Genomic DNA, 25,538 nt, shown 5'->3' with positions numbered 1-25,538 from the left:
TTCTAACCGCTGAGGAACGCGGATTGATGCTGGAACTAATTCAAATTCATGTAGTAGGGTACGTTTGGACAAACCCTACTTTCGGGAATATGATTAAAGTATTTCCGTCACCTTGCGACAATTTTTATGTCTGCTTAGGCGCAAAAAGATTCGAGAACTCAAAAGCCTGCTGCTAAAAGCTGGGTTTACTTATCGTTCGGCAAAAGGCAGCCATACAAGATGGGTTCATCCTTGACTACTATCATGAACCAATTACCATTGCTGGAAATGATGGCGATGATGCGAAACTGTATTTAGAGAGAGAAGTTAATCGAAAAATTGGAATATTGAAAGCAATTGAAGAAGAGGAACCTGAATCATGAAATTACCTTATATAATTGTTATTCAATGGTCGGATGAAGATAACTGCTACCTAGTTCACTTACCTGATTTTCCATCTCAGCAGTTCCACACTTATGGAGATACCTACGAAGAAGCTTTGCAGAATGCAGTAGAGGTATTAGAGCTTTTAGTTGAAGAATATCAGGTAGATGGTAAATCTCTCCCAGAACCTAAAACTATAGTAGAAAAGTTGCTGTTTGCTTGATTATTGATTTGAAGCGCTCGCCCTTCCTAAAAAAACAGGCGATCGCTCTTTTCTGTAGAAGGGCGATTGTTTTTATAGTTGGATGTTTTGAAGTTATTTTATCTTGGTTTTTATGTATCCGCTCAATAATCCGGGGTAAATCGCTCAACGATGCACGTCAAATGACGCAAAATCGTTCCTTAGTGGGTAGTCGGCCCCGAATTATTGAGCGGATACAATATATAAGTAACCACACAAAATTAATTACATAAAGACTCCTTGCTAGGCAAGGGTTTCAGTAGAAATATTGTGTAATTAATTCGGAACTACTACTTACTTTCCCCGAGTTTTAATTTCTACTTTTAGATTAGCCTAAAAAATATTTAAAGGAAGAACTGTTTTACTATCAATTTTCCCAAGTACGGTTGCGTATAGATTAATTGCCCGCTATCTGTAGGGACACGGCAGTGGCGTGTCCTACGCCAAACTGCCGTGTCTCGTACCCGGAACTAACTTTATAGCCAGTATAATTCCTACAAATAACTAAGCTAAAAACTGGAATTGAGAACCATTAACTGCCAATGCAAACGGACTAGCTTGTTCAAATGCACCCGTAAGTTCAAAGCTGTTGGTATTTAAAACTACCCCCACAATTTGTCCATTAGTTATGTTTTCAATCACCATGTCATTGATAATTCCGTCGTTATCGTAAGCAATCAAATTGTCGTCTTCAAAGAAAAGGTCTAGTTCTGTTAAACCGTCCGTCAAACCGATGCGATCGCCCTCGTCAAAGTTAAAATCCGTAATGACATCTGCTCCATTTATACCAAATGCTTCCTCGTTGCTTCTGAGCACGAATATGTCAGCACCGAGGCCTCCCGTGAGCACGTCAACTCCCCGATCGCCCGCTAAGAAATCGTTGCCCTCATTGCCCTCTAAATCGTCGTCTCCTTGCCCTCCCCGCAGGATATCGTTCCCGAACCCTCCGAAGATAAGGTCATTTCCGGCGTCGCCCCTAACTACGTCGTTGCCATCATTTCCATCCAGGCGATCGTCCTCTTTCCCGCCGTAAATTATGTCATTTCCGCCACCACCACCGATAATATCATTGCCGTTATTTCCTAACAGCCGTTCGTTAGAATCCGACGAACCTCCTATAGTATCGTTGCCGTCGAGTCCCCAAACTCCCCAGGGAAAAGACGACAAATTTCCATTCCCTACGTTAATCTCATCGGGTGTAGCAAATCCCAAAAGACGTGGCCCGCCCCCAGCAAATACAGGAAATCCCGTCACATCGGCAATGAGATTGTTAACCGTTAAAGCCATAACTATGTCCTTTCAAAAATCCTGTTAGCTGTATTATACATTTTAATTATTTCCTTGCCAAATCGCAAGGATGTTGGGATTTTGGGTGCAACTTTTATTTTCTCAATTAATGACAAGCAACCTGTTGGTCTATCGTCAATTACAATTACCAATACTTCGGCTAGGCGATCGTATAAGTTACCAATTCCCAATTCCCAATTACCAATTACCAGGGCTGTGCTTCATTCAACCCAAACCTGCTATAGATCTCGCCTTTGAGTCAAATAGCATTAGTTGCTGACACTATCCGCTACAGTCTACCGCTTATAATGGGTGTTACCCCCCAGGCAGTAAACACGTTAATATCACCTATAACGTCGAGACTGAGAGGTTGTTTGTGAATAAAAGTAAAAGTCCCTGGGCCCATCCTCCGAGAAAAAACCCAGTTTCCGATACCCATACACAAACTTTACAAACAGGATATAAGCTCTTTACAAAGTCATAATCGCCGATCGCTGATATTCTTTGGCAAAATCCACTGCTTTCAGGTGTTTTACTCATGTCTACTCCTAAATCGTCTTCCCATCAAAACAACAACTCCGTAAAATCACTGCCAGCGACAGATATCGTCCCAACAAAGCAAGACAGTAACAATCTGCCCAGCGAACCAAGTATAGAACAGCTACTGGAAGCTTTGGCGGGCCAAGTACCCAGTCAATCTTCAGAAATTGAACCCTTGAAAACGTGGAAACAAGATTTACAGCGATTGTTTCAATTTCTCGGCGACCGCCGCGTTTTAATCGCAGTAGTGGAACCGGGAACTTTTGCCCTGCGTTATGCTAACGCGGCATTTTGTCGCTTGGCGGGTTGGGAGGAAACGTCTTTGGCAACTCAATCTACCAACGGTTGGTTTGCAGAAACCCACCTCACTCTGCTGGAACTGTTCGAGGATTGGGGGGGCAAAACAGCAGAACAATTGTACCGTCGCCACCTTTTGCACTGGGTATTTAAGCAATATTATCAAATTGACATCGACGGTTTACGGGTGCTAGACGAACCTGTCACGGCGAGTGTAAAAAACCCCCAACATCGAGAAGCCAGATTTATAGAATTTTGGCTGGGTTCGGAACAGTTAAAAATTACTCGAATTAACTCAAAAATAGATGAATTTGCGGATGTTTCTTTAAGATTAATGCCTGTTGCGGAACGGGAAGCTTGGCTGATGCAGCCGAATCAACTGGAGAATTTAGCCGATCGATTGCAGTTGGATAATTATCGCGTAGAAGGCTTGCTGCTGCTAGAAGGTTTTGATGTCACCGTGCAGGAGCAAATTCGGCGGCTGACTCAGTTATTGATCGATCAAGATTCGATGCTGCGACCAGACAAATTTGAGAAAATCGATCGGTGTTTGCGATCGCTCTTCAATGCTGACGGCACTTTGCTGCTGCGCCCCGACGGCGAACAAGTACAGCTATTAGTTGCAAAAGACGGCCAACATTTGCAGCCGATTCTTTATTCAATGCACTCCCTAGAAGCTTCTCACTTTTTGAAGGCCACAGCAGCAAATCAAGTTTGGAACGTGCCAGACTTGCGTAGGGAGTGCGAAACCGAGTGCGATCGAACTTTGCGGAGAATGGGAACTCGATCGATGCTGCTGGTGCCCCTCGTAGTCAAATCCGTCACCCGTGAGGGGTGCGGGGTGCGGATTTTGGGTGTCGTGGGGCTGTTGTGCGATCGGCCAAACCACTTCAACGGCATTGACGCTAAACACGCCCAAGAACTCATTCCCGCCTTCATTGCAGCCCTGCGGCAAGCCATCCAGGAGCGGTTTACCCACATTCACAACATCCACCCCGCAGTCGAGTGGCGGTTCGCCCAAGAAGCAGAAAGGCGAAGTTGGGGACTACCTCCAGAAACAATCGTATTTGCTGACGTTCATCCGCTGTACGGAATTTCGGACATTCGCGGTTCTAGCGACGAAAGAAACCGAGCTATTCAAACTGATTTGCTCGAACAATTCCGCTTAGGTTTAGTCATAGTTGATGCCGTTTGCGAAACACAAACTACCCACCTCGGCGAGCAACTGCGGCTCGACTTGCTTGACTACATCCAGCATTTAAAACAAAAAGTAACAGTCGATATGGAGGTGCGAGCCGCCGAGTATTTAAACGAGCATTTAGAAGTATATTTTGACTATTTTGTGCAGTGCGGGCCCAAGGTTCAGGCAGCCGTTGAAGCTTACCAAGCAGCCTGTGAAAATGAACACAACTGCGTTTACAGTGATCGCAATCGCTACGACCAAATGCTGAACTTAATCAGCACCAAACTCCAAGAAACCTGGGCCCGCTGGCAAGAAAAAATGCAGCAAATTTTGCCCCACTACTGCGACATCGAATGCACCGACGGCATCGATCACATGATTTATGCAGGAAAATCGATCGACCCCACATTCAGCCAGTTTCACCTACACAGTTTGCGGTACGAACAACTGCGAGCAATTTGCGACTGCGGCCGCACAGTTTTTCGCCTGCAAGCCGAGTCTCAAATTAACATGGAACTCGCACATTTAGTATTAGTGCAGAATACGACGATCGACATTTTTCACAACGAAAACACTGAAAAAATGTTTGATGTCAAAGGCACTCGCGACATCCGCTATGAACTCGTCAAAAAGCGGATCGAAAAAGCCGTTGACAAAGACGCACAAGAGCGAATTACCCAGCCAGGAATGTTAACGGTAGTTTATTCAACCGAAGACGAATGGGAAGAGTACCAACAATACTTGCGCTACTTGTCTCGCGAAGGTTGGGTAGAGCCAAAAGTTCAGACGGGCATGGTAGAATCACTCCAAGGAGTCAGCGGTTTAAAATTCGCCCGCGTGCGTATTTTACCTGAACCGGAATCTATTGCTACTATCTGTGAAGTTACAGTAGTCAGCGATTGAGAACCCGTTGAATTGCCTGTTTTAGGCCCAGTGCGATCGCTCCCATCTCCTGCTGTTTGACGCAGAGTGCGATCGCTCCTATCCCCATGAACAACGCTGCAGCGAAAGCATTCGGGACTCACACACAAGACCGACATTACATTTAAGATGTTTGTTGACACCAACGACCAAGCCCACATTTTCACTTAGTGTATATTCCGTGTGATTGGGAATCGCCAAATACACGATCGGAATCACACAAGATTAAGATTAAGTAGTGTTAAGCTAATGAGAATTAGCTCCTGTAATTTATAACTTAAGTGATGTTAACCTTATCCAAATACCAAATAAATTCTACTCTGCACGAAGGCGTCGAAACAATAATCTATCGCGGACAAACACCGACAGACGCGCCCCCAGCAATTCTCAAAGTCCTCAAAGCCGAATATCCCACCCTCGAAGCCATTACCAGGCTCAAACACGAATATCAAATCCGCCAAAATTTAGACAGCGAACAAATCGTCAAAGCCATCAGTCTCGAAACATTTGACCACCGATTAGGAATCGTTTTAGAAGACTTTGGCGGCGAATCCCTCGCCCAACTGCTGGAAAGAGAAACCTTGAGCCTGCAAGCAAAGTTACACATCGCCATCCAAATAGTCAAAGCCTTACAATACCTGCATTTTCATCACATTATTCACAAAGACATCAAACCCAGCAACATCATAATTAACTCGCAAACAAAACAAGTAAAACTCACCGACTTCGGCATTGCCACAAAACTCAACAAAGAAAATCCGCAATTTAACAATCCCAACTCAGTCGAAGGCACCTTAGCCTATATGTCACCCGAACAAACCGGGAGAATGAACCGCACCCTCGACTACCGCACAGACTTTTATTCCCTTGGGATCACATTATATGAAATGCTGACAGGAAAATTGCCTTTCTGCAGCAACGACCCCTTAGAAATAGTTTATAGCCACATCGCAGTTCAACCAATATATCCCCATCAAATCAATTCAGAAATACCTGTCGCTATCTCAGAGATAGTGATGAAATTGATGGCAAAGAATGCCGAAGATAGATATCAAAGTGCGGCCGGATTGTTAGCCGACTTAGAAATTTCTTTGCATCAGTTAGAAATCAACGGACAAATTGCCGACTTCATCCCCGGACGCTTAGATATTCTCAGCCAGTTGTTGATACCCCAAAAATTGTACGGTAGGGAAAATCAGGTTAATGAATTGCTAGCAGCGTTTGAACGTGTAAGAGGGGGCTTAGCCAACAACTTGTCAGCAGAAAAAATAGCTACCTTTGAACAAAAATTGCCCCCGTCAGGAAGCAGCGAATTAATGCTAGTATCAGGCTACTCAGGCATCGGTAAATCAGCCGTAGTCAACGAAGTTAGTAAACCTATTACCAGGTCAAAAGGTTACTTCATTAGCGGCAAATTTGACCAGTTAAAACGCAACATTCCTTATGCCTCATTAATCCAAGCATTTAACTCATTGCTGCGGCAATTGCTAACAGAAAGTGCACTTTCATTAGAAATATGGCGCACTAAAATTTTAACAGCAGTGGGAACAGACGGCCAAGTAATTGCCGACGTAATTCCAAAAGTTGAATTAATCATCGGCAAACAGCCAGAAGTCCCAGAACTCGCCCCTGTAGAATCCCAAAATCGATTCAATCGGGTATTCAAAGAATTTATTCGCGTTTTCGCCCAAAAAGAACACCCCCTAGTTATCTTTTTAGACGATTTGCAGTGGGCAGATTCAGCAACATTAAAGTTGATGCAAATACTGATAACTGACCCTGACCAGGAATATTTGTTGCTAATCGGTGCCTATCGAGACAATGAAGTTAGTCCGACCCACCCCTTAATTCAGACTGTAGAAGAAATTGAAAAAACTGGTACAAGAGTCAACAATATCGTGTTGCAACCTCTGGATTTAGCAAAAGTGACGGAATTAGTCACTGAAACACTTAACACTTGCACAAAAAAAGTAACCAATCTAGCGAATTTAATCTGGAATAAAACGGGCGGCAATCCTTTTTTCTTGACTCAATTACTCCAAGCACTTTATCAAGACTCTCTTTTAAAATTTAAATTTAATCACATTACAAATGAGGAAAATCAAAGTGGTTGGTATTGGAGTATCGATGAAATCCAAGCCATTGGAATCACCGATAAAAGTGTGGTGGAACTGGTAGCTTCTCGCATTGAAAAGCTGCCCGCAGCCACGCAAGAAGTGTTGAAGCTAGCAGCTTGCGTGGGAGATAAATTTGCTCTAGATGTGCTGTCACTTGTTAGCGAAAAGTCAGCTAATACGACAGCAACTGAACTTTATTCAGCTTTGCAAGCCGGGTTAATTCTGCCCTTGAGCGATGCTTATCGCATTCCTTTAGTTTTCGATCGAGCCGAATCAATCAATCTTAAGTTAGACACTTCGCGGGTTAGTTACAGATTTTTGCACGATCGCGTTCAGCAAGCGGCATATTCGCTAATTCCCGAAGAGCAAAAGCAATCCACCCATTTAAAAATCGGTCAATTACTGTTACAGAATACTCCCCCCGACAAGCTAGAAGAAAACATCTTTGATATCGTCAATCAATTGAATGTCGGAATTGACACGATTAGCCAACAGTCAGAAAAAACTCAGTTGGCACAATTAAATTTAACTGCTGGACACAAGGCAAAAGCGGCTGCTGCCTATGAAGCTGCTGTTAGGTATTTGCGGGTCGCTATGGAATTATTGCCTGCGGATTCTTGGCAAAGCCACTATGACTTAACGTTAGCAATTTACGAGTCAACAGCCGAAGCTGAATACTTAAATATTAACTATGAAGCTTCAAAAAAGATGGTTGAAATTGTACTTCAAAATTCTAAAACCTTACTGGAAAAAGTGAATGTTTATGAACTTCAAATTCAGTCTTATAACGCTCAAAATAGAGTGGTAGAAGCACTCAATACAGGACTAGAGGTGCTGAAACTGTTAGGCATTTCTTTTCCTCAAAATCCCCACGCGCTACATATTATGGCGGGACTGAGTAATACCAAACTGAGGTTGGGATTGAAACGAATTGAGGATTTAGCTAACTTGCCAGAAATGATTGATCCCGAAAAAAAAGCAGCCATGCGGATTTTATCAGGGATTCTCAGCAGTGCTATTCAGGCAAAACCCCCACTGATACCGCTGCTGGCATTTAGGATGGTCAAGCTGTGTATTAAATACGGTAATTCGCCTTATGCCAGTATTGCCTACGTTTATTATGGCGTAGTTATGTGCAAGCTAGGGGACATTAGTTTGGCATACCAATTCGGTCAACTGGCAATTAGGCTGTTAGACAAATTTCCCTCCCGTTCAATCAAAAGTAGAGTTTATGCAACATTTGGTTCTTTTATTCACCACTGGAAAGCTGCTCTCAAGTCAGGATTAGGCGATCTCAAAGAAGGTTTTAAAAATGGGATGGAAACTGGAGATTTGGAATTTGCTGGTTATGCTATAGGTGCATATTGCTTAAACAAAATGTCCATAGGAGAGCCGCTAGATTTGGTGGATCAGGAGACTGGTAAATATATGAAACTAATGCAGCAATCTCAACTAGAAATGGCTGTACAGTATATAAGTATAGGCAGGCAGACAGCCCTCAATTTGCGCGGTCAAGCTGTCGAACCCTGTCATTTAGTCGGTGAGAGATTTAATGAAGTCAAAACGCTCCCCATTTTAATAGAATCTAAAAACTTTTTTTTAGTTGGTTTGGTTTATAATGCCAAAACTCAGCTTAATCTTATCTTCAGAAACTACGCCCAAGCCTTAGAGAATTCAAGGTTATTTGAGAAACATGAGGAGTCTGTAGCCGGATTTGATGTGGTTGCTCTGAATAATTTTTACTCCTCTCTCAGTATCATAGCTTTGTATCCAGAAACTGGCAAAAGGGAACAAAAGCAATATTGGGAAAAAGTGCTGCAAAACCAAAAGAAAATGAAAAAATGGGCAGTGCATGCTCCGATGAATTATCAACACAAATACGACTTGGTTGCAGCGGAAATAGCGCGAGTGTTGGGGCAAAATACCCAAGCAATGGAATTGTACGATCGCGCAATTGATGGAGCTGCCAAAAACGGTTATATTCAAGAGGAAGCATTAGCCTATGAATTAGCCGGAGAATTTTATCAAGGTTTGGGTAAAGAGATAGTTTCTCAAGCATACCTGACTAAAGCCTATTATGGATATATCCATTGGGGAGCCATAGCTAAAGTTAAACATTTAGAATCAACACATCCTTTCTTAGCAGCACAGACGCGCACAATTCCAACCCCAACCCTCGATGTCACCCGCACTGCCACGGGAAATACTACCAGTAGTAGTTTAGGCGATTTATTAGACTTAGCTACTTTTATTAAGTCGGCGGAAGCCATTAACGGTGAAATTGTTCTAGAAAAATTGTTGACCAAATTAATCAAAATTATTTTAGAAAATGCGGCGGCTCAAAAAGTAGTGCTACTGCTGCTGAAAAACGATATCCTCTGCATAGAAGCTACTGGCAGTTTTGCGGAGGATAAAGTGACACTTTTACCCTCTATTCCCGTAGAAAATTGTCAAGATGTTCCCCTGTCTGTGATTAATTACGTACAGCGCAGTCAAAAGCATCTGGTTTTAGACAATGCGACTGTCGCCGAACCTTTTAAGGTAGATACCTACATTGAGAAATATCAACCCAAATCAATTCTCTGTTTGCCGATTATTTATCAATCTCAGCCGCGCGGAATAATTTATTTAGAAAATGCTTTGACAGTAGGAGCTTTTACAGCAGAGAGAGTGGAAGTATTCAAAGTGTTAATTTCTCAAGTTGCTATTGCTGTAGAAAATGCTGGTTTGTACGCGCGGGAGAAAGAAAAATCTCAACAGTTAGAAAAATCTTTCAATGAATTGCAACAGGCGCAACTGCAACTCATTCAAAGCGAAAAAATGTCTGCTCTCGGCAATTTGATTGCAGGGGTTGCTCACGAAATTAACAATCCGCTCGGTTTTATTGCGGGCAATCTTGATGCTGCTGCTGAGGCGAGCTTAGATTTGATTGATTGCTTACAACTTTACCAAGAAAAATTTCCTAATCCTGGAGATGAATTACAGGATAAAGCATCGGAGATCGATTTAGAATATTTGATCGAAGATTTGCCGAAAATGCTTTTATCTATGAAATCAGGTACAGAGCGCATCCGCAATATTAGCAAGTCTTTGCGGACTTTTTCTCGCGCTGACAGTGCGAATAAAGTCTCAGCAAATATTCATGAGGGCATCGACAGCACTTTGATGATTTTACAGTATCGCCTCAAAGCTAAAGATACTCGCCCCGCGATTAAAATTATCAAAGAATACGGAGATATCCCGCCAGTTAAATGTTATTTTGGGCAACTGAATCAGGTATTTATGAATTTGCTGGCAAATGCGATCGAGTGTTTTGACGAATTCAATCAGGGTCGCACTTACGCTGAAATTGAAGCTTTACCGAATACGATCGCCATTATCACTCAAGTCTCGGAGGATAACAATAGCGTGGTGATTAAAATCAAAGATAACGGTCAAGGGATGTCATCGGAGCTCAAGTTGAAAATATTTGACCATTTATTTACTACCAAAGGAGTAGGAAAAGGTACGGGTTTGGGGTTGTCTATCAGCAGGCAAATTGTGGAAGAAACCCACGGGGGTAAACTAACTTGCGAATCGGTGCTGGGAGAAGGTTCGGAATTTGCGATCGCCCTTCCCCTGAATTAAAATTATGGAACTATGGCGTGTTTTAAAACCTGCAGATCCCCCCTAACCTCCTTTAATAAGGGGGGGACAAGAGCCTGCTCAAAGTCCCCTTTTTAAGGGGGATTTAGGGGGAGCGAGACTCGGATAAAAACAGCACAACACATATATGAAAATTTGTCAATGCCTAATTATTTCTGAAAAAGTCCGCTGTTCACAGTCTACATTCGGCAGTATGCAGTTACATTATTAGCTAAATGTAATAACTATATTTGATAGGAGTTTTTCGAGTGAACGCTGCCGAACAAGCCAAAAATATAGAAGTTGCCAGCAAAATTGCTGCGGTTGTTAATTTATTCAAGTCCGAATTCCCGGATGCAAAAGTCGATTTGAAACCTTGGATGAATGACCAGGATACCAGAGAACTTGTAGATCCAGATTCCATCGACATTGGCTTCCATTTTCCCGGTAGAAGCCGCTTGCTGCAAAGCCGCAGCATTTTGATTCAAATCCGATTTTACCAAGATCCGGTGGAAGGGTATCGGCGGGCGATCGGAGTTGAGGCAGCCGGTTACGATCATAGCGGTCAGCAGTGGCACTTTTCTACTGTGGAAAATTGGAATTTTCTCGGCCAAACCGAACCTGCGGTGGAGTCGGCGCAAAAACTCAAAGACTTTTGCCAGCAGATATTCGATTTGTTTAATCAATCTTTTTGAGGAATTCAGTTTTCACTGCGAACCTGTTTGTACTAAGGACTTTAGTCGTTGCTATTATCGCAATTGTCGATCGACCTACAGCCAACCGGATAAACAGATTTGTAAGTAGTCGATCGCTTGCCAAACAAAGTATAGCGGTTATCGCGGACTTGTTCGTACACGCGATCGCCCATCCACTTCATCCCCGGCATTGCCCGATAAGCAGCCACAAACACCTCGCCAGCAGGCAATATCCGTCCGATTTCCTCCGCCGCATCGCTGCCTTGCCAGCGACGTTCTGGGGTGTTGCCATCTATCAAAATCATCCCCATTTCGCAGTCTTGAGACGTAATCCCAAAGCGATTTAATTGCTCTAAATCTTGCATGGAAATATACTCAAAATTCTGGCCTTTGTCTAAGGTTTCTAGTAACTGTACCAAGGTAACGCAGAGATTGCAATTGCCGTCATAAATTACGTTATATTTCATGGTTATGGGGAATAAGGAATTGGGCATTGGGCATTGGGCATCGGGAATAGGTAATTGGTAGTAAATAACTACTGACTACTGACTACTGACTACTGACTACTGACTACTGACTACTGACTACAGGAATCTCGATCGCAAATTCCGTGCCTTGACCCGGTGCAGAATCGCACTTAAGCTGCCCGCCGTGTTTTTCCACCACAATTTGATAGCTGATAGACAGCCCCAAACCAGTACCTTTACCAGGTTCTTTCGTAGTAAAAAACGGATCGAACAGCCTTTTGTGAACATCTATCGGAATCCCTGGCCCGTTGTCAGCAATCCCAATCACAATATGAGAAGGATGCCGCATTGAATCATCAGAAACAGCAGAATCGGCTTGCATCAAAGCATCCTGTTCATATTTTACATCCGTACAAATCCGCAGCGTCGGTGAAGGACAATAAGGAATAGGCGCCAGTTGTCCCTCTGCCCACTGTCCAGTCTCCATTGCCTCTTCCAAAGCATCAATTGCATTGCCAATAATATTCATAAAAACCTGATTCAACTGTCCTGCATAACACTGTACGCGGGGCAAATTGCCGAACTCTTTGATCAGCACAATTTTAGGACGCCCTGCCGTTTCTTTCAACCTGTGCTGCAAAATCAACAAAGTGCTTTCAATCCCTTCGTGAATATCCACCTGCTTTTGTTCGGCTTCATCTAATCGCGAAAAATTCTTCAGTGACAGCACAATTTGGCGAATTCGCTCTGCTCCCATTTTCATCGAATTTAACAGCTTCGGCAAATCTCTGAGCAGAAAATTCAAATCGATATCATTTATTTCTTGTTTAATTGCCGGTGTTGGGTGCGGGTATTCCTGCTGGTAAAGTTGCAGCATTTTTAGCAAGTCTTTAAAGTAATCGTCAGCGTGCATGACGTTGCCGTAAATAAAGCTAACTGGATTGTTGATTTCGTGAGCAACGCCAGCGACTAATTGCCCCAAACTTACCATTTTTTCATTCTGAACCATCATGCTTTGAGTTTTATGCACGTCCCGCAGGGCTTTTGCCAATTCTTGATTTTTAGTCCTCAATTGACTTTCGGAAAGCTGCACCGCTTCTTCTGCGTGTTTGCGAGCGGTAATATCTTTACGAATTGCTACATATTGATGGGGTTCGCCGTTCGTATTTAAGAACGGTACAATCGTAGTATCCAACCAAAACAATGTACCGTCTTTAGCTTGATTTTTCATTTCTCCTCGCCAAACCTTTCCCTGGCGGATGGTTGACCAAAGCTGCTTGAAAAAATCGGCTGAATGATAGCCAGAATTGACAAGTCTGTGGGTTTTGCCGATCAGTTCTTCTCGGGAATATTTAAATTGTTCGCAAAATTGATCGTTGACATAGGTAATGGCTCCGAATTCGTCGGTATTCGAGACAATTGCCGATTGATCCAAAGCAAATTTTTCAAATTCCAACTCTTTGAGAGTTTGGCGCAATTCGGCTTCTGCTTGTTTGCGATCGCTAATATCGGTAATCATCCGCAACACCCCGGAAAATTCGCCCTCACCGTCGAACATCGGCGTCGCCGAGACGATCGCCCACAAGTGAGATCCGTCTTTGCGAGTAAACTTAAAATCGTGGCGTTCGCGAATGCCTTCCCGCCTGCGCTGCACGTAACTTTCTGCTATTTTCCTAGAGTCGCAGTCTATAAACTCAAATAGCGATCGCCCCAGCATTTCCTCCACAGTATACCCCAGCATTTCGGCCATCATGCTGTTAGCAAAAGTCGTGATACTTTCGCTGTCAAACATCCAAACGCCCTCCGAAGCCGTCTCGACAATGCAGCGATAATAACTCTCGCTTTCCCTGACTGTTGCCTCTGCTTGCTTGCGATCGGTAATATCAGTTTGCACCGCAATAAAACCTTCGAGTTCCCCATTTTCTAGAAAAATTGGAGCGATGGAAAGCGCCACCCAATAACCCTTTCCATCCTTGCTGTAATTGTAAATTTCCTGATTAAACAACTGTCCCGTTGCCAAAGCCGATCGCAGTTGAGCAATAGTTAGGGGGTCTGTTTGAGGGCCTTGCAGCACATCACCCGGTTTTTTTCCCTGCATTTCTGCCAGCACGTAACCGCTAATCCGAGTAAATCCTTCATTCACCCATTCAATGCAGCCTTGAGCATCAGTAATAATCACACCATTTTGCGTTTTTTGAGCCACAATAGCCAAGCGCGACAATTCTGTTTCTGTTTTTTTGCTTTCCGTAATATCTTGAGCAATACCCAGAATATACTTAGGCGCGCCAGAATCGTCAAACAAAGGAACTTTTTTAGTGTGCAAAATTCGCTTTCCTCGGCGCGGAAGTTGGATGATTTCTTCTGGCAAATCGACGCCTTTGTGTCTTGCGAATAATTCTAAATCTTGTGCTTGCAAGTAATTAGCCTGCTCTGGCTCCAACAATTCAGCAGCATTGTTTCCCAGCACTTCATCCCTCGAATAGCCAAACAATTCTTCGCTAGCTTTATTCCAATAAATAAATCTTTGTTCCACAGCATCTTTAATAAAGACGCTAACTGGCAGATTTTGCAGTACCGCATTCAGAAAATCTTGAGTGTTTCGCAGGTCTTCTTCAGTGCGCTTTCGCTCACTAATATCCAAAATCACTCCGTCGAGATAGACAACCCGATACAGAGAATTTGCGATCTGCGATACCGGCGAAACCACAGCCGACAAAAAGCCCTCAATTTCCCCTTGTCCTTCTTGTTTTCCTCTACCCTCCTCCGCCTCGCAGCCAATAGCTTTGCCTTTTTCGTAAACCCAGCTAATTCCGCCGTCCGCCCGGACAATCCGGTATTCAAGGATGTACGAAGTTCTGGTTGCTACGCTTTTTTTCACACTAGCATCCACCTTTTTCCGGTCTTGAGGATGGATAATGCTTGCCAAGGAACGGACGCGATCGTTGATAAAATCAGAAGAGGGATAGCCTGATATTTCTTGAACAGCCTCGCTCAAAAACGCCATTGTCCGTGTTAATTCCCCGTCCTCCGTATACTCGCAGGTACAGCGGTAGACAGCACCGGGAATATTAGCTACTAAATTTTTATATCGTTCTTCGCTTTTTAACAAAGATGAGTCGTCTTCGTTATTGTGATCGCCGTTCTTAAATTTAGAAGAATTGGAAGAAGTTTGCATGGTTTGTTTTTCACTTGTGAGTGCGGGGGCAAGTGGTAGAGTAGATGACCCTATAAAAAGTGAATTTAATGTGCGAAATTATTCATTATAAACTAATATAGTACAAAATTAGTTCTGCGAACCTTCAGAAAATTTGAGGGCGAGTAATAGGTAAAGCTAATCAAGGCTATAGATATAGAAAACAGTTCGGAAACGCATTGTCTAACGGCTTTAATGGATTTCACTCACGCCCAGAGCACCATTCTCGCTTAACAGGCTTTCCGGCCTGTTCCACAACAAGTGCATTTTCTTATGGGGAGTAGGGGTTGGGCCGAAGAGTCCGCCCATAAAAAGCTTATTGAGAATGGTGCTCTAGGTGTGAGTTTAACGGATTCAACAGATGGATGTTGAGATTCGAGGGAAAGATGGAAGATTTTCCCATTTTCCCATTTTCCCATTTTCCCAGTCTTCCACTCCCCCCTTCCCCACTCCCTCACTCTCGTTAGAATAAGATAAGTTTCCTTGCTACCGTGAGCCCCTCAAACAAAACACCATGACTCAACAACAACCCCGGATTTGTATTCTCGGCGGAGGCTTCGGCGGACTCTACACAGCCCTGCGCTTGAGTCAGTTACCCTTCTCCAAAACCGAAAAACCAGAAATTGTCCTAGTTGACCGCCGCGATCGATTTTTGTTCGTTCCCCTGCTCTACGAACTCGTGACCGGCGAACTCCAAACCTGGGAAATTGCTCCACCATTTGCCGAACTATTGGAAACCACAGGCGTGCGCTTTTGTCAAGGTACTGTCTCCGGCATCGATGTGGAGCAAAAGCGAGTGCAGTTGCACGACGGGCCAGAAATTCCGTGCGATCGCCTGGTTTTAGCTTTAGGCGGCGAAACCCCCCTAGATCTGGTCAAAGGTGCCGTTGAATACGCTTACTCATTTCGCACTCTCGACGACGCATACCGCTTAGAAGAAAGACTGCGGTTTTTAGAAGCCAGCAACAACGACAAAATTCGGGTTGCGATCGTCGGCGCCGGTTATTCGGGAGTAGAATTAGCTTGTAAATTAGCCGATCGACTCGGAGAAAAAGGTCGCGTGCGGTTAGTTGAGCAAAGCGACATGATTTTGCGGACATCGCCGGAGTTTAACCGCGAAGCCGCCAGCAAAGCTTTAGAAAAACGGCAAGTGTGGATCGACTTAGAAACAGAAGTAGAGGCGATCGGATCGGACACAATATCCTTACTTTACAAAGGACAATTAGATGTTCTACCCGTAGACATAGTTTTGTGGACAGTAGGAACTCAAGTTAGTCAAGCAGTGCGATCGCTACCCCTCAAACAAAACCGCCGCGGTCAATTAATAGTCAATTCGCAAATGCAAATTATCGACCATCCAGATATATTTGCCTTGGGAGACTTAGCTGAATGTCACGATGCAACTAATCAAAAAGTCCCCGGAACAGCCCAAACAGCCTTTCAGCAAGCTGACTACACCGCCTGGAACATTTGGGCCTCCCTCACCGGCCGCCCATTACTTCCTTTCCGCTATCAGCCGCTAGGAGAAATGATGACATTAGGAAATGACAACGCCACCCTGGCCGGTTTAGGAATTAAACTCGACGGACAACTAGCGCACATTGCTCGCCGCTTAGCTTATCTCTATCGGATGCCAACATTTGACCATCAACTAAAAGTTGGTTTCAATTGGATTAGTAAACCGATTCAGGATTTGCTTAAAAGTTAGTTGATTGTAGACTGTTAACTGTTGACAGTTGACGGTTTATTATTGATTGTAGGACTTATGAGGGCGGTTCCGAAACCGGGTTTTTTACGAAAATACTTCACTACTACGCGCATATTTGGTAAAAACCTGGTTTTTTCTGTCGGAGTGTAGATTCAGAGAATATTAGGCACGATAAAAAATGCAAAATTCCACATTTCAAAAGCCAAAAACTGAAATTCCACCGTTGATAGAGCGGGAGATTCTGTTCGGAAATCCTGAAAGAACCCGCCCCCAACTTTCACCCGACGGCAAGTATCTCGCCTACATTGCACCCGACGAAAACAACGTCTTGCAAGTGCGACTCCGTACCGTAGGTCAAGCAGATGACCGCCAACTCACAGCCGATAAAAAACGCGGCATCCGCATCTTTTTCTGGACTTACAGCGGCGAAGAGCTCATTTATCAGCAAGATATTGATGGTGATGAAAAATGGCATTTATTCTCAGTCAATATCCAGTCAAACCTGGTTCGCGATTTGACAGCATTTCAAGGTGTTCGAGCTCATCTGATCGCCTTTGACCGCAAATTCCCCAATGAAATATTAGTGGGAATGAACATCCGCGATCGCCGCAAACACGATCTTTACCGCATCAACCTGCAAAACGGTGCCGTTGAACTCGACACCGAAAACCCAGGTAACATCGTCGGTTGGACTGCTGACGGCGAATTTCAAGTGCGGGCGGCCACAGCCACAACTGCCGACGGCGGATCAGAATTGGTGTTTCGGGAAACTGCCGACAAGTCTTGGGAAAGCCTGCGAAGGTGGGGGCCCGATGAGGAAGGCGGTGCCGTCATGTTCTCAGAAAACGGCAAAATTCTTTACATCATGGGCAATCACGATGCTAACGCCGAACGTTTGATCGCCTTAGACTTAGAAACCAAACAAGAAACCGATCTCGCCTCAGACCCAGAATACGATGTCGGCGGCATTGTCGTACACCCCACCAAGCGAGAGATTCAGGCGGTTTCCTTCTACAAGGACAAGCAAGAGTGGCAGATTTTAGACCAAAGCATAGCAGAGGATTTTGAGGAGCTCGGCAAATTCCGCCCCGGCGAATTCTCTATCACCAGCCGCAACCTCGCCGATACCACTTGGCTAGTCGCTTACATGACAGACGACGGCCCAGTTTACTATTATGTGTACGATCGCGCCTCCAAAACCTTCACCTTCCTGTTCAGCAACCAACCCAAACTCGAAGGGCTACCGCTATCATCAATGGAACCCATTTCTTACACCGCAAGAGATGGTTTAACCATTCACGGCTACCTGACAAAACCGATTGGTGTCTCAACGCCCGTACCGACAGTCTTGCTGGTTCACGGCGGCCCCTGGTCCCGCGATACCTGGGGTTACAATCCACAAGCCCAATGGCTGGCAAACCGAGGTTACGCCATTTTGCAAATCAATTTTCGCGGTTCCACCGGCTACGGCAAAGCCTTTCTCAATGCCGGCAATCGCGAATGGGCCGCTAAGATGCACGACGACTTGCTAGATGGGGTTAATTGGCTTGTAGAAACAGGAATTTCCCAACCCGATAAAATTGCGATTATGGGCGGTTCTTACGGTGGTTATGCTGCCTTAGCGGGATTGACTTTTAGTCCCGATGTTTTTGCCTGCGCCGTCGATATTGTCGGGCCGAGCAATTTGATTACACTGCTGCAAACTATTCCCCCTTACTGGGAACCGAGAAAAGCAAGTCTGTATCACCGCGTCGGAAATCTGGAAACAGAACCAGAGTTTCTGAAATCGATCTCGCCTTTATTTTTTGTCGATCGCATCCAGAAACCTTTACTAATCGCCCAAGGTGCTAACGACCCGCGAGTCAAAGTAGCAGAAAGCGAGCAAATTGTCAATGCCATGAAGCAAGCCGGCAAACCTGTAGAATACGTGCTTTATACAGATGAAGGACACGGATTTGCGCGGCCGGAAAATCGCCTGCACTTTTATGCGATCGCCGAAGAATTCCTAGCCAAATATTTAGGAGGCAGATTTGAACCTGCGGGCAACATTGCCAATCATTCTGGTGTGGTGAATCCGCCAACAACTAATTAGAAGGAAGAAGGAAAAAGGAAGAAGAAAGAAGGAATCATTCAAATCTTTTTTCTCTTCTCTTCTCTTCTCTTCTCTTCTCTTCTTTTCCTCTGTGTTCTCTGTGGTTAAATCATTCCGATGCAACCGGATGTGCGATAAGTCCTCTTTCCTCTTCCCTTTTTCTTCTCAAATGACCAAAATTATTTTTCTAGATGCCGCAGGTACACTATTTGACGTTCGCGGTAGCGTCGGCGAAGTCTACGGAAAACTAGCCAATAGTTTTGGAGTAACAGTTAAGAGTGAAGAGTTAAATGCAGCATTTTTCCAAAGCTTCGCATCAGCAAGTCCGATGGCATTTCCAGGGATAGAAGCAGCAAAAATTCCCCAATTAGAATTTGAGTGGTGGCAAACAGTTTCCGCAAAAGCATTCCAAATAGCAGGCATATTCCACCAATTTTCAGACTTTTCCACATTCTTTGTGGAACTTTACGCTCATTTTGCCACCGCCGAACCTTGGTTCGTCTATCCCGACGTATTGCCAGCATTAAATAAGTGGCAGCAACAAGGAATTGAATTAGCAGTAGTATCGAATTTCGATTCCCGAATTTATGCAGTATTAAAAGCACTAAATTTAGCTGCATATTTCACATCAGTGACAATTTCCACCGAAGTTGGTGCAGCAAAACCCGATTCTAAAATTTTTACCACTGCTTTACAAAAGCACAACTGCACTGCCGAGAATGTGTTGCATATCGGCGACAGCTTTAAAGCAGATTATTGTGGTGCTAAAAAGGCGGGATTAAACGCAATTTGGTTGAATCGCCAACAGGAAAAACTAGATTTAGGCAAACTGCCTTTTTTAATGGAGTCTCAAAAAGTTGAGGAATTTGCCAGTCTGGATTTTATATAAGTCAGGATTTATTCACTCGGACAAAGAAACTTGGTTTTTTACCTAATATGCGGGTTGCAAGGAAGTATTTTTGTAAAAAGCCCCGGTTTCTGGGCACCCATGCTAAGTCCTATAAATATGATTTTTATGAGGTCAAGGTTATGATTTTTATGAATTGACTTTGAGAGCTATTTATTGAATAATATGGATAATTTAACCACAGAGAGCGCAGAGGGCGCAGAGGAAGAGAAGAGAGGGGTGATTTATATATCTAATTTTAACTGGAAAGAACTTTATGGAACCTCGACTTACTCAAACTCAATTAGCACAGGTGATCGCTGAGATCGACAAGTTATCGCAGCAGCGCGAGTTAGAATTGGCCCCGGATCAGGTAAGAGAAATTTTACGGGAGTTGAATCTTCCTGATGAGCTTTTAGAAGATGCGATCGCCCAAATGCGTCGCCGCGAAGTGTTAGAAAAACAGCAGCGACGCAACCGTTGGATCGCGATCGCCTCGACAGTTGTTGTCATTTCTGCGATCGGTATAGGCGTGCTGTTCGGGCAAAATCAGCAGCAGCAAACTGCTCAAATTGTCGCAGGAGAAGACCGAATTGCCCTATCTCAAAAGGGCGGTGACAGCCTCACTCAAGTCAACCGTCAAATCAATCCCCGCATCTACTACCAGGTGACGTTGCAAAATGCCCGGATCGGTCGTGAGTTGTCTTTACAATGCGACTGGATTAATTCTAGTGGTCAAACTGTGCATCAGGGCAGGTATCAAACTCGCACGATCAATACTGCGGTTTGGAATACCCACTGCTATTACGATCTCGGATCTGCTGCCGCCCCAGGCAAATGGGAAGTTCGGATGTCCCTGGATGGGCGCGTCATCAGTAGTGAACCTTTCACGGTGAAATAGATGGGTGCGATCGACAAACCTTCACATTTTATCGGCTATTGGGGACTCAACGATCGCACAAAAACGCTCAGCCGTTTAGTCCCAGATTACTGCATTCAGCAGGGCAAATTATCAGAGTGGGCGATCGCCTCTGCATCTGTACTCACGGCTGACACAGTGACGCTGAATGCTTGCGGGCGATTTAGGCCAACCGATTTACCGGGAGATGCTTGGGCGGCGGTAGAAGCGAAACAGCTAAGGCTGGGGCGCGATCCGTTTGGGCGAGTGCCGCTTTACTGGATGCAGTTGGGAGAAACGATTTGGTTTTCGACGCGGATGCAATTGCTGCTACCGCTGATTGCTTCCCCTCAAATTAGCCCGATCGCCCTACACAGTTATGCTTGTTTTTCCTACGTGCCCACGCCGTTAACTGCGATCGAGCAAATTGCATCCGTAGCAGCCGGAAGCGAGATGATTTGGGAAATTGCCGATTTTAACGATCGGCCGAAAGTGCGATCGCTGCCTTCAGCTTGGCAAGAAGCGCCCCAATTACTGCGGAGTGAAGACGAGGCGATCGCACAATTGCAAGGGCTGTTGCAACAGGCGATCGATCGACAAGTGGCCGATTTGCCGATCGACGAACCCGTAGGCGTTTTACTCTCCGGTGGCATCGATTCTTCCCTAGTGACGGCGCTGCTAGTCAAAGCGGGCTTGCAAGTGCGCGCCTATGCCCTCGATTTTGGTGTCGAAGCCTATTCCGAACTGCCCTACGCCCAACAGGTTGCCGACTTTTTCCAGATTCCGCTGATCCGAGTGGCGGCGACGGGCGATGCAGTGTTGCGGGCGATCGGGCCAACCGCCAAAGCCCTCGATTTACCCTATGGAGATGGCACGACGGCTGCGCTGTTTTTGCTCAAACAGGCGGCGGCACAAGACGTGCGAGTGGTTTTCAATGGCGAGAATGGCGATCAGCTATTTGCTGGATGGACGAATAAACCTTTGATTGCCAACGGAGTTTACAGTGCAGAACATCCAGCGGGAAAAGAAACCTTTGAACAGCAGTATTTGCGGACGTTTCAGCGATTTTATGGTTATGAAAAACAGATTTTTACGCCGGAAATGCTCGATCGCATCGAGTCTCACGATTTGAGCATTTACCTGCAAGACGCGATCGATCCCGAAACCTGTCCTTCCCTGCTAGCGAGGCTGCGGCGGGCTTCGCTAATGCTCAAAGGTTCCCAAAATATTCAGCCGAGGGCAACGGCATTGGGGTTTGCTTGCGGTTTGTGGGTGCGATCGCCCTTCTGCGACCCCGACCTCACAGCATGGACGTTTCAACTGCCAGGAGAGCTGCTGCTGCAAGGTGCGTGCGAAAAATACATCCTCAAAAAAGCGTCCGAACGCTGGCTGCCGCCGGAAATTGTCTGGCGGGAAAAGCGCGGGATGGGTGTGCCGTTGAAGGTTTGGTATTACCGGGAGTTTTGGGCTGCGATCGGCGATCGGCTGAATCCGAATCTGTTGCGATCGCAAAATTGCTGGCAACCTTATTTGCCCGACTCAATGTTATCGGGACAACTCGGAGTTGCTATGCGCGATCGCTATATTGGCAATAATCTCTGGCTGCTGCTGATGTGGCAGGCATGGCGAACCGAGGTTTTAGGCGAAATTCCGGGCAAGCGATCGCTGGATCATGTGTTTTGGTTGCCACCGGCGATCGGACAACGCATTTGGAAATATCGCAGGAGGCTAGAATGAACTCATCTCAAATCCGCGCTGCATCGGCATTCTTCATATCTCTCTTGTTTTTATCTGCGTAAATCCGCGTCTATCCCTTGTCATCTGCGGTTAATAAATTCTCTTTTTTTTAACCGCAGATGAGGGCAGATTAACATAGATTAACGCAGATTAATGAGATTGATTCCGGTTACACAATTCGTGATTATTAATTGTTGAATCGATTTTATCATTCTTATACTAACGGATTTAATATGACTGAATCTTTGCTACAGAATGAAACCAAAATACATTCGCCGCCGTTCTCGGAAGCATTAGCCCAGCGACTTTTGTCAACTTATGGTTCGCCCTTATATGTGTATCAGGCCGAGATCCTCAGTCAGACTCTTGAGCATATTACGCGATCGATCGACTATCCGCACGTTCAGTTTCATTTTGCTAGCGTCACCAACGGCAATATTGCTCTGTTGCAATTGATTCAGCAAGCTGGTTGGGGGCTACACGCGAATACACCGGGCGATGTGTTTTTGGGGCTGAAAGCGGGTTTTACGGGCGATCGCATTGTCTACACCGGCAGTAACCTCAACAGGGCGGATATTCAGCAATTGATTGAATGGAAAATCCATCGATTCAATTTCGATAGTCTGTCGCAACTCCAAGATTTTTGCGAATATTCGCGCAGTCAACCGCGATCGATCAGTGCCGAAATTGGACTGCGCCTCAACTCACCGGAATTGACGGGAGACAGTCGGATTGGAGTGCGTCCCGCCGAATTCGAGAAAGCCAACGAAATCGCGCAGCAGCAGGGGTTGAGGATTACCGGATTGCATTTTTATCGGGGGACAGGAACGAACGCCACGAGTGCTTTTACGCAGGCGATCGATCGCCTAATTGCGATCGCCCAACAGTTACCCGATTGGAAAACCCTCGATTTTGGCGGTGGTTTTGGCTATCCCTATCGAGGCGGTGCGGTGTTTGACTGGCGGGAGTTTGGTGCGGCGATTACTGAACGATTGAGTGCGCTATCTCGCCCGATCGAGTTGGTGATTGAACCGGGACGATCGGCGATCGCAGGTTGTGGCGTTTTGCTTGCGAAAGTTGTGTCGGTGAAGTGGTTGGCAGATCGGCAAATTGTCGGTGTGGATACGACTGTATCAAATCTATCGGTGCCTGCGGTGCACGGAGGCTATCGGGCGATCGCAACTTGGGAAACCGACGATGTATCGCGACACGAAACGGATATTTGTGGCAACACCACTTATTCGCGGGATTATTTGGGGCGCAACTGTTGGCTACCGAAACTCAAAATTGGAGATGCGATCGCGATTTTGGATAGCGGCGCTTACGGCTATGCGATGTCGTCACATTTTCTGCACCGCCCCCGCCCTGCTGAAGTGTTGATTGATGCTAAGGGCGATCGATTAATTCGACAGCGAGAAGACTATTCTATCTTGTTAAACGGGCAAATATTTTAATAGGGCATTGGGCATTGGGCATTGGGCATAGTTTCTTCCTTCTTGCGACTTCCATCGGACTGACATCCGTTACATCCGTTACATCCGTTACATCCGTTACAGAATCCGTTGCCGAACTTCCTTCTTCCTTCTACTTATTATCTCTCTTCTCTTCCTCTGCGCCCTCTGCGGCCTCTGCGGTAAAATCATTCCAAAACAACCGTCAACAATATAAATCCATTAAATCAATCAGGAGTAACCGAAATGGGAATGAAATGCGTCCAGTGTAATACCGACAACATTTTGAGCGATCGTACCAGGAATAGGGGTCGCTGTAAACGGTGCAACCATCCGTTTGTCTTTGAACCCAATACCGTCATTGATAAAAAGTTGGCATTCACCGATCCCTTTTTCAAAAAGGCGATCGAGAATATTTCGAGCCAAAATATGTTGTTTTTTACGCACAAACAGTTTTTGTATTTTATTGACCAAAAGCTTAAATCTCGCGCCCCACAAACCAGTTGGATTTTTTTCTACTTCTTTTTTCTTATATTTGCGGGAACCTTCGGCATTCCCTTCGCTCTTACTATTTTTCCCTCAGAATTTGCATTAATTATTCCCTTCGCTCTCTACAATTTGATGTGGATATGGCTATTTTACCACTACAGCAAATCTCCTGAACAAGGTAGTCGCCACAGAAGAACTAATGCTAAAAACCTCCAGATTTTAGGGGTAATTATTTTAGTGATGGGCATTTCAGGAAGTTTGATATTTAATTATTTCCCAGGATACATCGCAGCGACTGCACTAGGGCTATTTTCCTACTGGCTGGGCATTTCACAAAAAAATCGCCCACAGATAACGGGTGAAATATTGCTCGTTAATCAAGCCCAGACTAATGAGTGGCTGCAACGCTGGCAAACAGTGAATGGCACATTAGAAAAACTGCTCCCTGCTGCTCGTCAAGAGGCTTTGCCCGCCACCATCGATCGCGAAGTCAGCGCCTACAGCTTCGATCGCGCAATTATCTGTGACAGCGACGAAATAGCTCAATTCCTCATCGCTAACAACGTCCATTTTGAAAACAACTGCGCGATTCTTAGTATTAGTGGCTATCCCCAAAGCATCTTCAGTACCGTAATCGAAATGCTGCGGCGCAATGCCGATTTGAAAGTTTATGCGCTGCACAATGCCAGCCCTGCTGGAGTTGGCTTGGTACATCAACTGCGAACTAATCCAAACTGGTTTGCGAATCAAGCGGTGACGATTTTTGATTTGGGAATTTCTCCCCGTCAAATCTTAGCAACCCGCGATATGTTTGTGCAGCAATCTCAAACAATGGCACAAACAGCCCGTCAATTACCCGACGCTGTAAGGCAAGGTTTAACAGCCGAAGAACTAGCATGGCTGGAGGCAGGCAATTTTGTGGAATTAGAATCGTTTACGCCGCAGCGGTTGTTGCGCGTGGTCAATTATGGACTTGCTCAGAGTGGCGATCCGCAGGGTAACGAGGGCTTAATATTAGTGGATGATAATGTTGGATATGGCGGCGGCTATGTGTTTGTCTCCGATAGTTTTGGTTAGGGCGTGCTTTCAAACTTTGTAATCAGATAAGAAACATGAGCCCAAGAAGAAGTATTTTCATTTTGTGGCATTAACCTCCTGAATGTATCTTTTCATCCCATCCCTAAACTGAGGACTTTCAATCATGTCTGAGATATTATCATGCCCAAAACCTGGAATTAAAAGAAGTTGCTTGGGATGAGGTGCTGCATCATAACTGGAGTTTAGACTAAGACAGAATAAAGAGGCGCATTACTGTAGATTGAATGCACTAAAAGATGAGCGATCGAAAA

At 45.1% G+C, this 25,538-nt stretch carries 14 protein-coding genes; 11 read left to right on the top strand and 3 right to left on the bottom strand.

Annotated features, from left to right (window positions below):
- Positions 1–358 precede the first annotated feature (358 nt).
- Entirely contained in the window at positions 359–586 is a 228-nt protein-coding gene (locus QUA07_RS09420; protein WP_333324406.1) for a type II toxin-antitoxin system HicB family antitoxin, read from the top strand.
- Positions 587–1,108: 522 nt separating this feature from the next.
- On the opposite strand, the gene QUA07_RS09415 is transcribed toward QUA07_RS09420, so the two are convergent.
- Positions 1,109–1,891: a calcium-binding protein gene (locus QUA07_RS09415; protein ID WP_333324403.1), complete on the bottom strand. Its 783-nt coding sequence runs from the start codon at positions 1,889–1,891 to the stop codon at positions 1,109–1,111.
- A 538-nt stretch (positions 1,892–2,429) separates the two neighbouring features.
- On the opposite strand from QUA07_RS09415, the gene QUA07_RS09410 reads away from it, so the two are divergent.
- From QUA07_RS09410 to QUA07_RS09400, 3 genes are all read left to right on the top strand, one after another.
- Positions 2,430–4,814 (top strand): GAF domain-containing protein, encoded by a 2,385-nt coding sequence (locus tag QUA07_RS09410; protein WP_333324401.1) that lies wholly within the window; start codon positions 2,430–2,432, stop codon positions 4,812–4,814.
- Between the two features lie 302 nt (positions 4,815–5,116).
- The gene (locus tag QUA07_RS09405; protein WP_333324399.1) at positions 5,117–10,576 is read left to right on the top strand and encodes an AAA family ATPase; all 5,460 of its coding nucleotides are present in this window, start codon (positions 5,117–5,119) and stop codon (positions 10,574–10,576) included.
- Positions 10,577–10,842: 266 nt separating this feature from the next.
- Complete coding sequence (locus tag QUA07_RS09400) at positions 10,843–11,268, top strand: hypothetical protein (RefSeq protein WP_333219933.1); 426 nt, start codon at positions 10,843–10,845, stop codon at positions 11,266–11,268.
- A gap of 41 nt (positions 11,269–11,309) precedes the next feature.
- Here the strand turns inward: QUA07_RS09400 and QUA07_RS09395 are convergent, their stop codons facing one another.
- Together QUA07_RS09395 and QUA07_RS09390 are read right to left on the bottom strand one after the other, a co-directional pair.
- On the bottom strand, positions 11,310–11,735 hold the full coding sequence (locus QUA07_RS09395) for a DCC1-like thiol-disulfide oxidoreductase family protein (protein WP_333324396.1): 426 nt from the start codon (positions 11,733–11,735) through the stop codon (positions 11,310–11,312).
- Positions 11,736–11,838: 103 nt separating this feature from the next.
- Positions 11,839–14,910 carry a PAS domain S-box protein gene (locus tag QUA07_RS09390; protein WP_333324394.1) on the bottom strand — a complete coding sequence of 1,024 codons (3,072 nt, stop codon included), beginning with the start codon at positions 14,908–14,910 and terminating at the stop codon, positions 11,839–11,841.
- A gap of 532 nt (positions 14,911–15,442) precedes the next feature.
- On the opposite strand from QUA07_RS09390, the gene QUA07_RS09385 reads away from it, so the two are divergent.
- From QUA07_RS09385 to QUA07_RS09355, 7 genes are all read left to right on the top strand, one after another.
- The gene (locus QUA07_RS09385) at positions 15,443–16,636 is read left to right on the top strand and encodes an NAD(P)/FAD-dependent oxidoreductase (RefSeq protein WP_333324392.1); all 1,194 of its coding nucleotides are present in this window, start codon (positions 15,443–15,445) and stop codon (positions 16,634–16,636) included.
- Between the two features lie 178 nt (positions 16,637–16,814).
- Complete coding sequence (locus tag QUA07_RS09380) at positions 16,815–18,728, top strand: S9 family peptidase (RefSeq protein ID WP_333324390.1); 1,914 nt, start codon at positions 16,815–16,817, stop codon at positions 18,726–18,728.
- A 169-nt stretch (positions 18,729–18,897) separates the two neighbouring features.
- Positions 18,898–19,617, top strand: a complete 720-nt coding sequence (locus tag QUA07_RS09375; RefSeq protein WP_333324388.1) for an HAD-IA family hydrolase — start codon at positions 18,898–18,900, stop codon at positions 19,615–19,617.
- 274 nt (positions 19,618–19,891) lie between these two features.
- Positions 19,892–20,515 carry a DUF3859 domain-containing protein gene (locus QUA07_RS09370; RefSeq protein WP_333324386.1) on the top strand — a complete coding sequence of 208 codons (624 nt, stop codon included), beginning with the start codon at positions 19,892–19,894 and terminating at the stop codon, positions 20,513–20,515.
- A complete protein-coding gene (locus QUA07_RS09365) occupies positions 20,516–22,249 on the top strand; it encodes an asparagine synthetase B family protein (RefSeq protein ID WP_333324383.1) in 1,734 nt (577 codons plus the stop codon).
- A 233-nt stretch (positions 22,250–22,482) separates the two neighbouring features.
- Positions 22,483–23,703: an alanine racemase gene (locus tag QUA07_RS09360; RefSeq protein ID WP_333324380.1), complete on the top strand. Its 1,221-nt coding sequence runs from the start codon at positions 22,483–22,485 to the stop codon at positions 23,701–23,703.
- Between the two features lie 243 nt (positions 23,704–23,946).
- On the top strand, positions 23,947–25,266 hold the full coding sequence (locus QUA07_RS09355; protein ID WP_333324378.1) for a hypothetical protein: 1,320 nt from the start codon (positions 23,947–23,949) through the stop codon (positions 25,264–25,266).
- The last annotated feature ends 272 nt before the right edge of the window (positions 25,267–25,538 follow it).

It is taken from the genome of Microcoleus sp. T3_A4 (assembly GCF_036700465.1).
Lineage (GTDB): Bacteria > Cyanobacteriota > Cyanobacteriia > Cyanobacteriales > Microcoleaceae > Microcoleus.
This window is presented reverse-complemented; position numbering and strand designations above follow the sequence as displayed.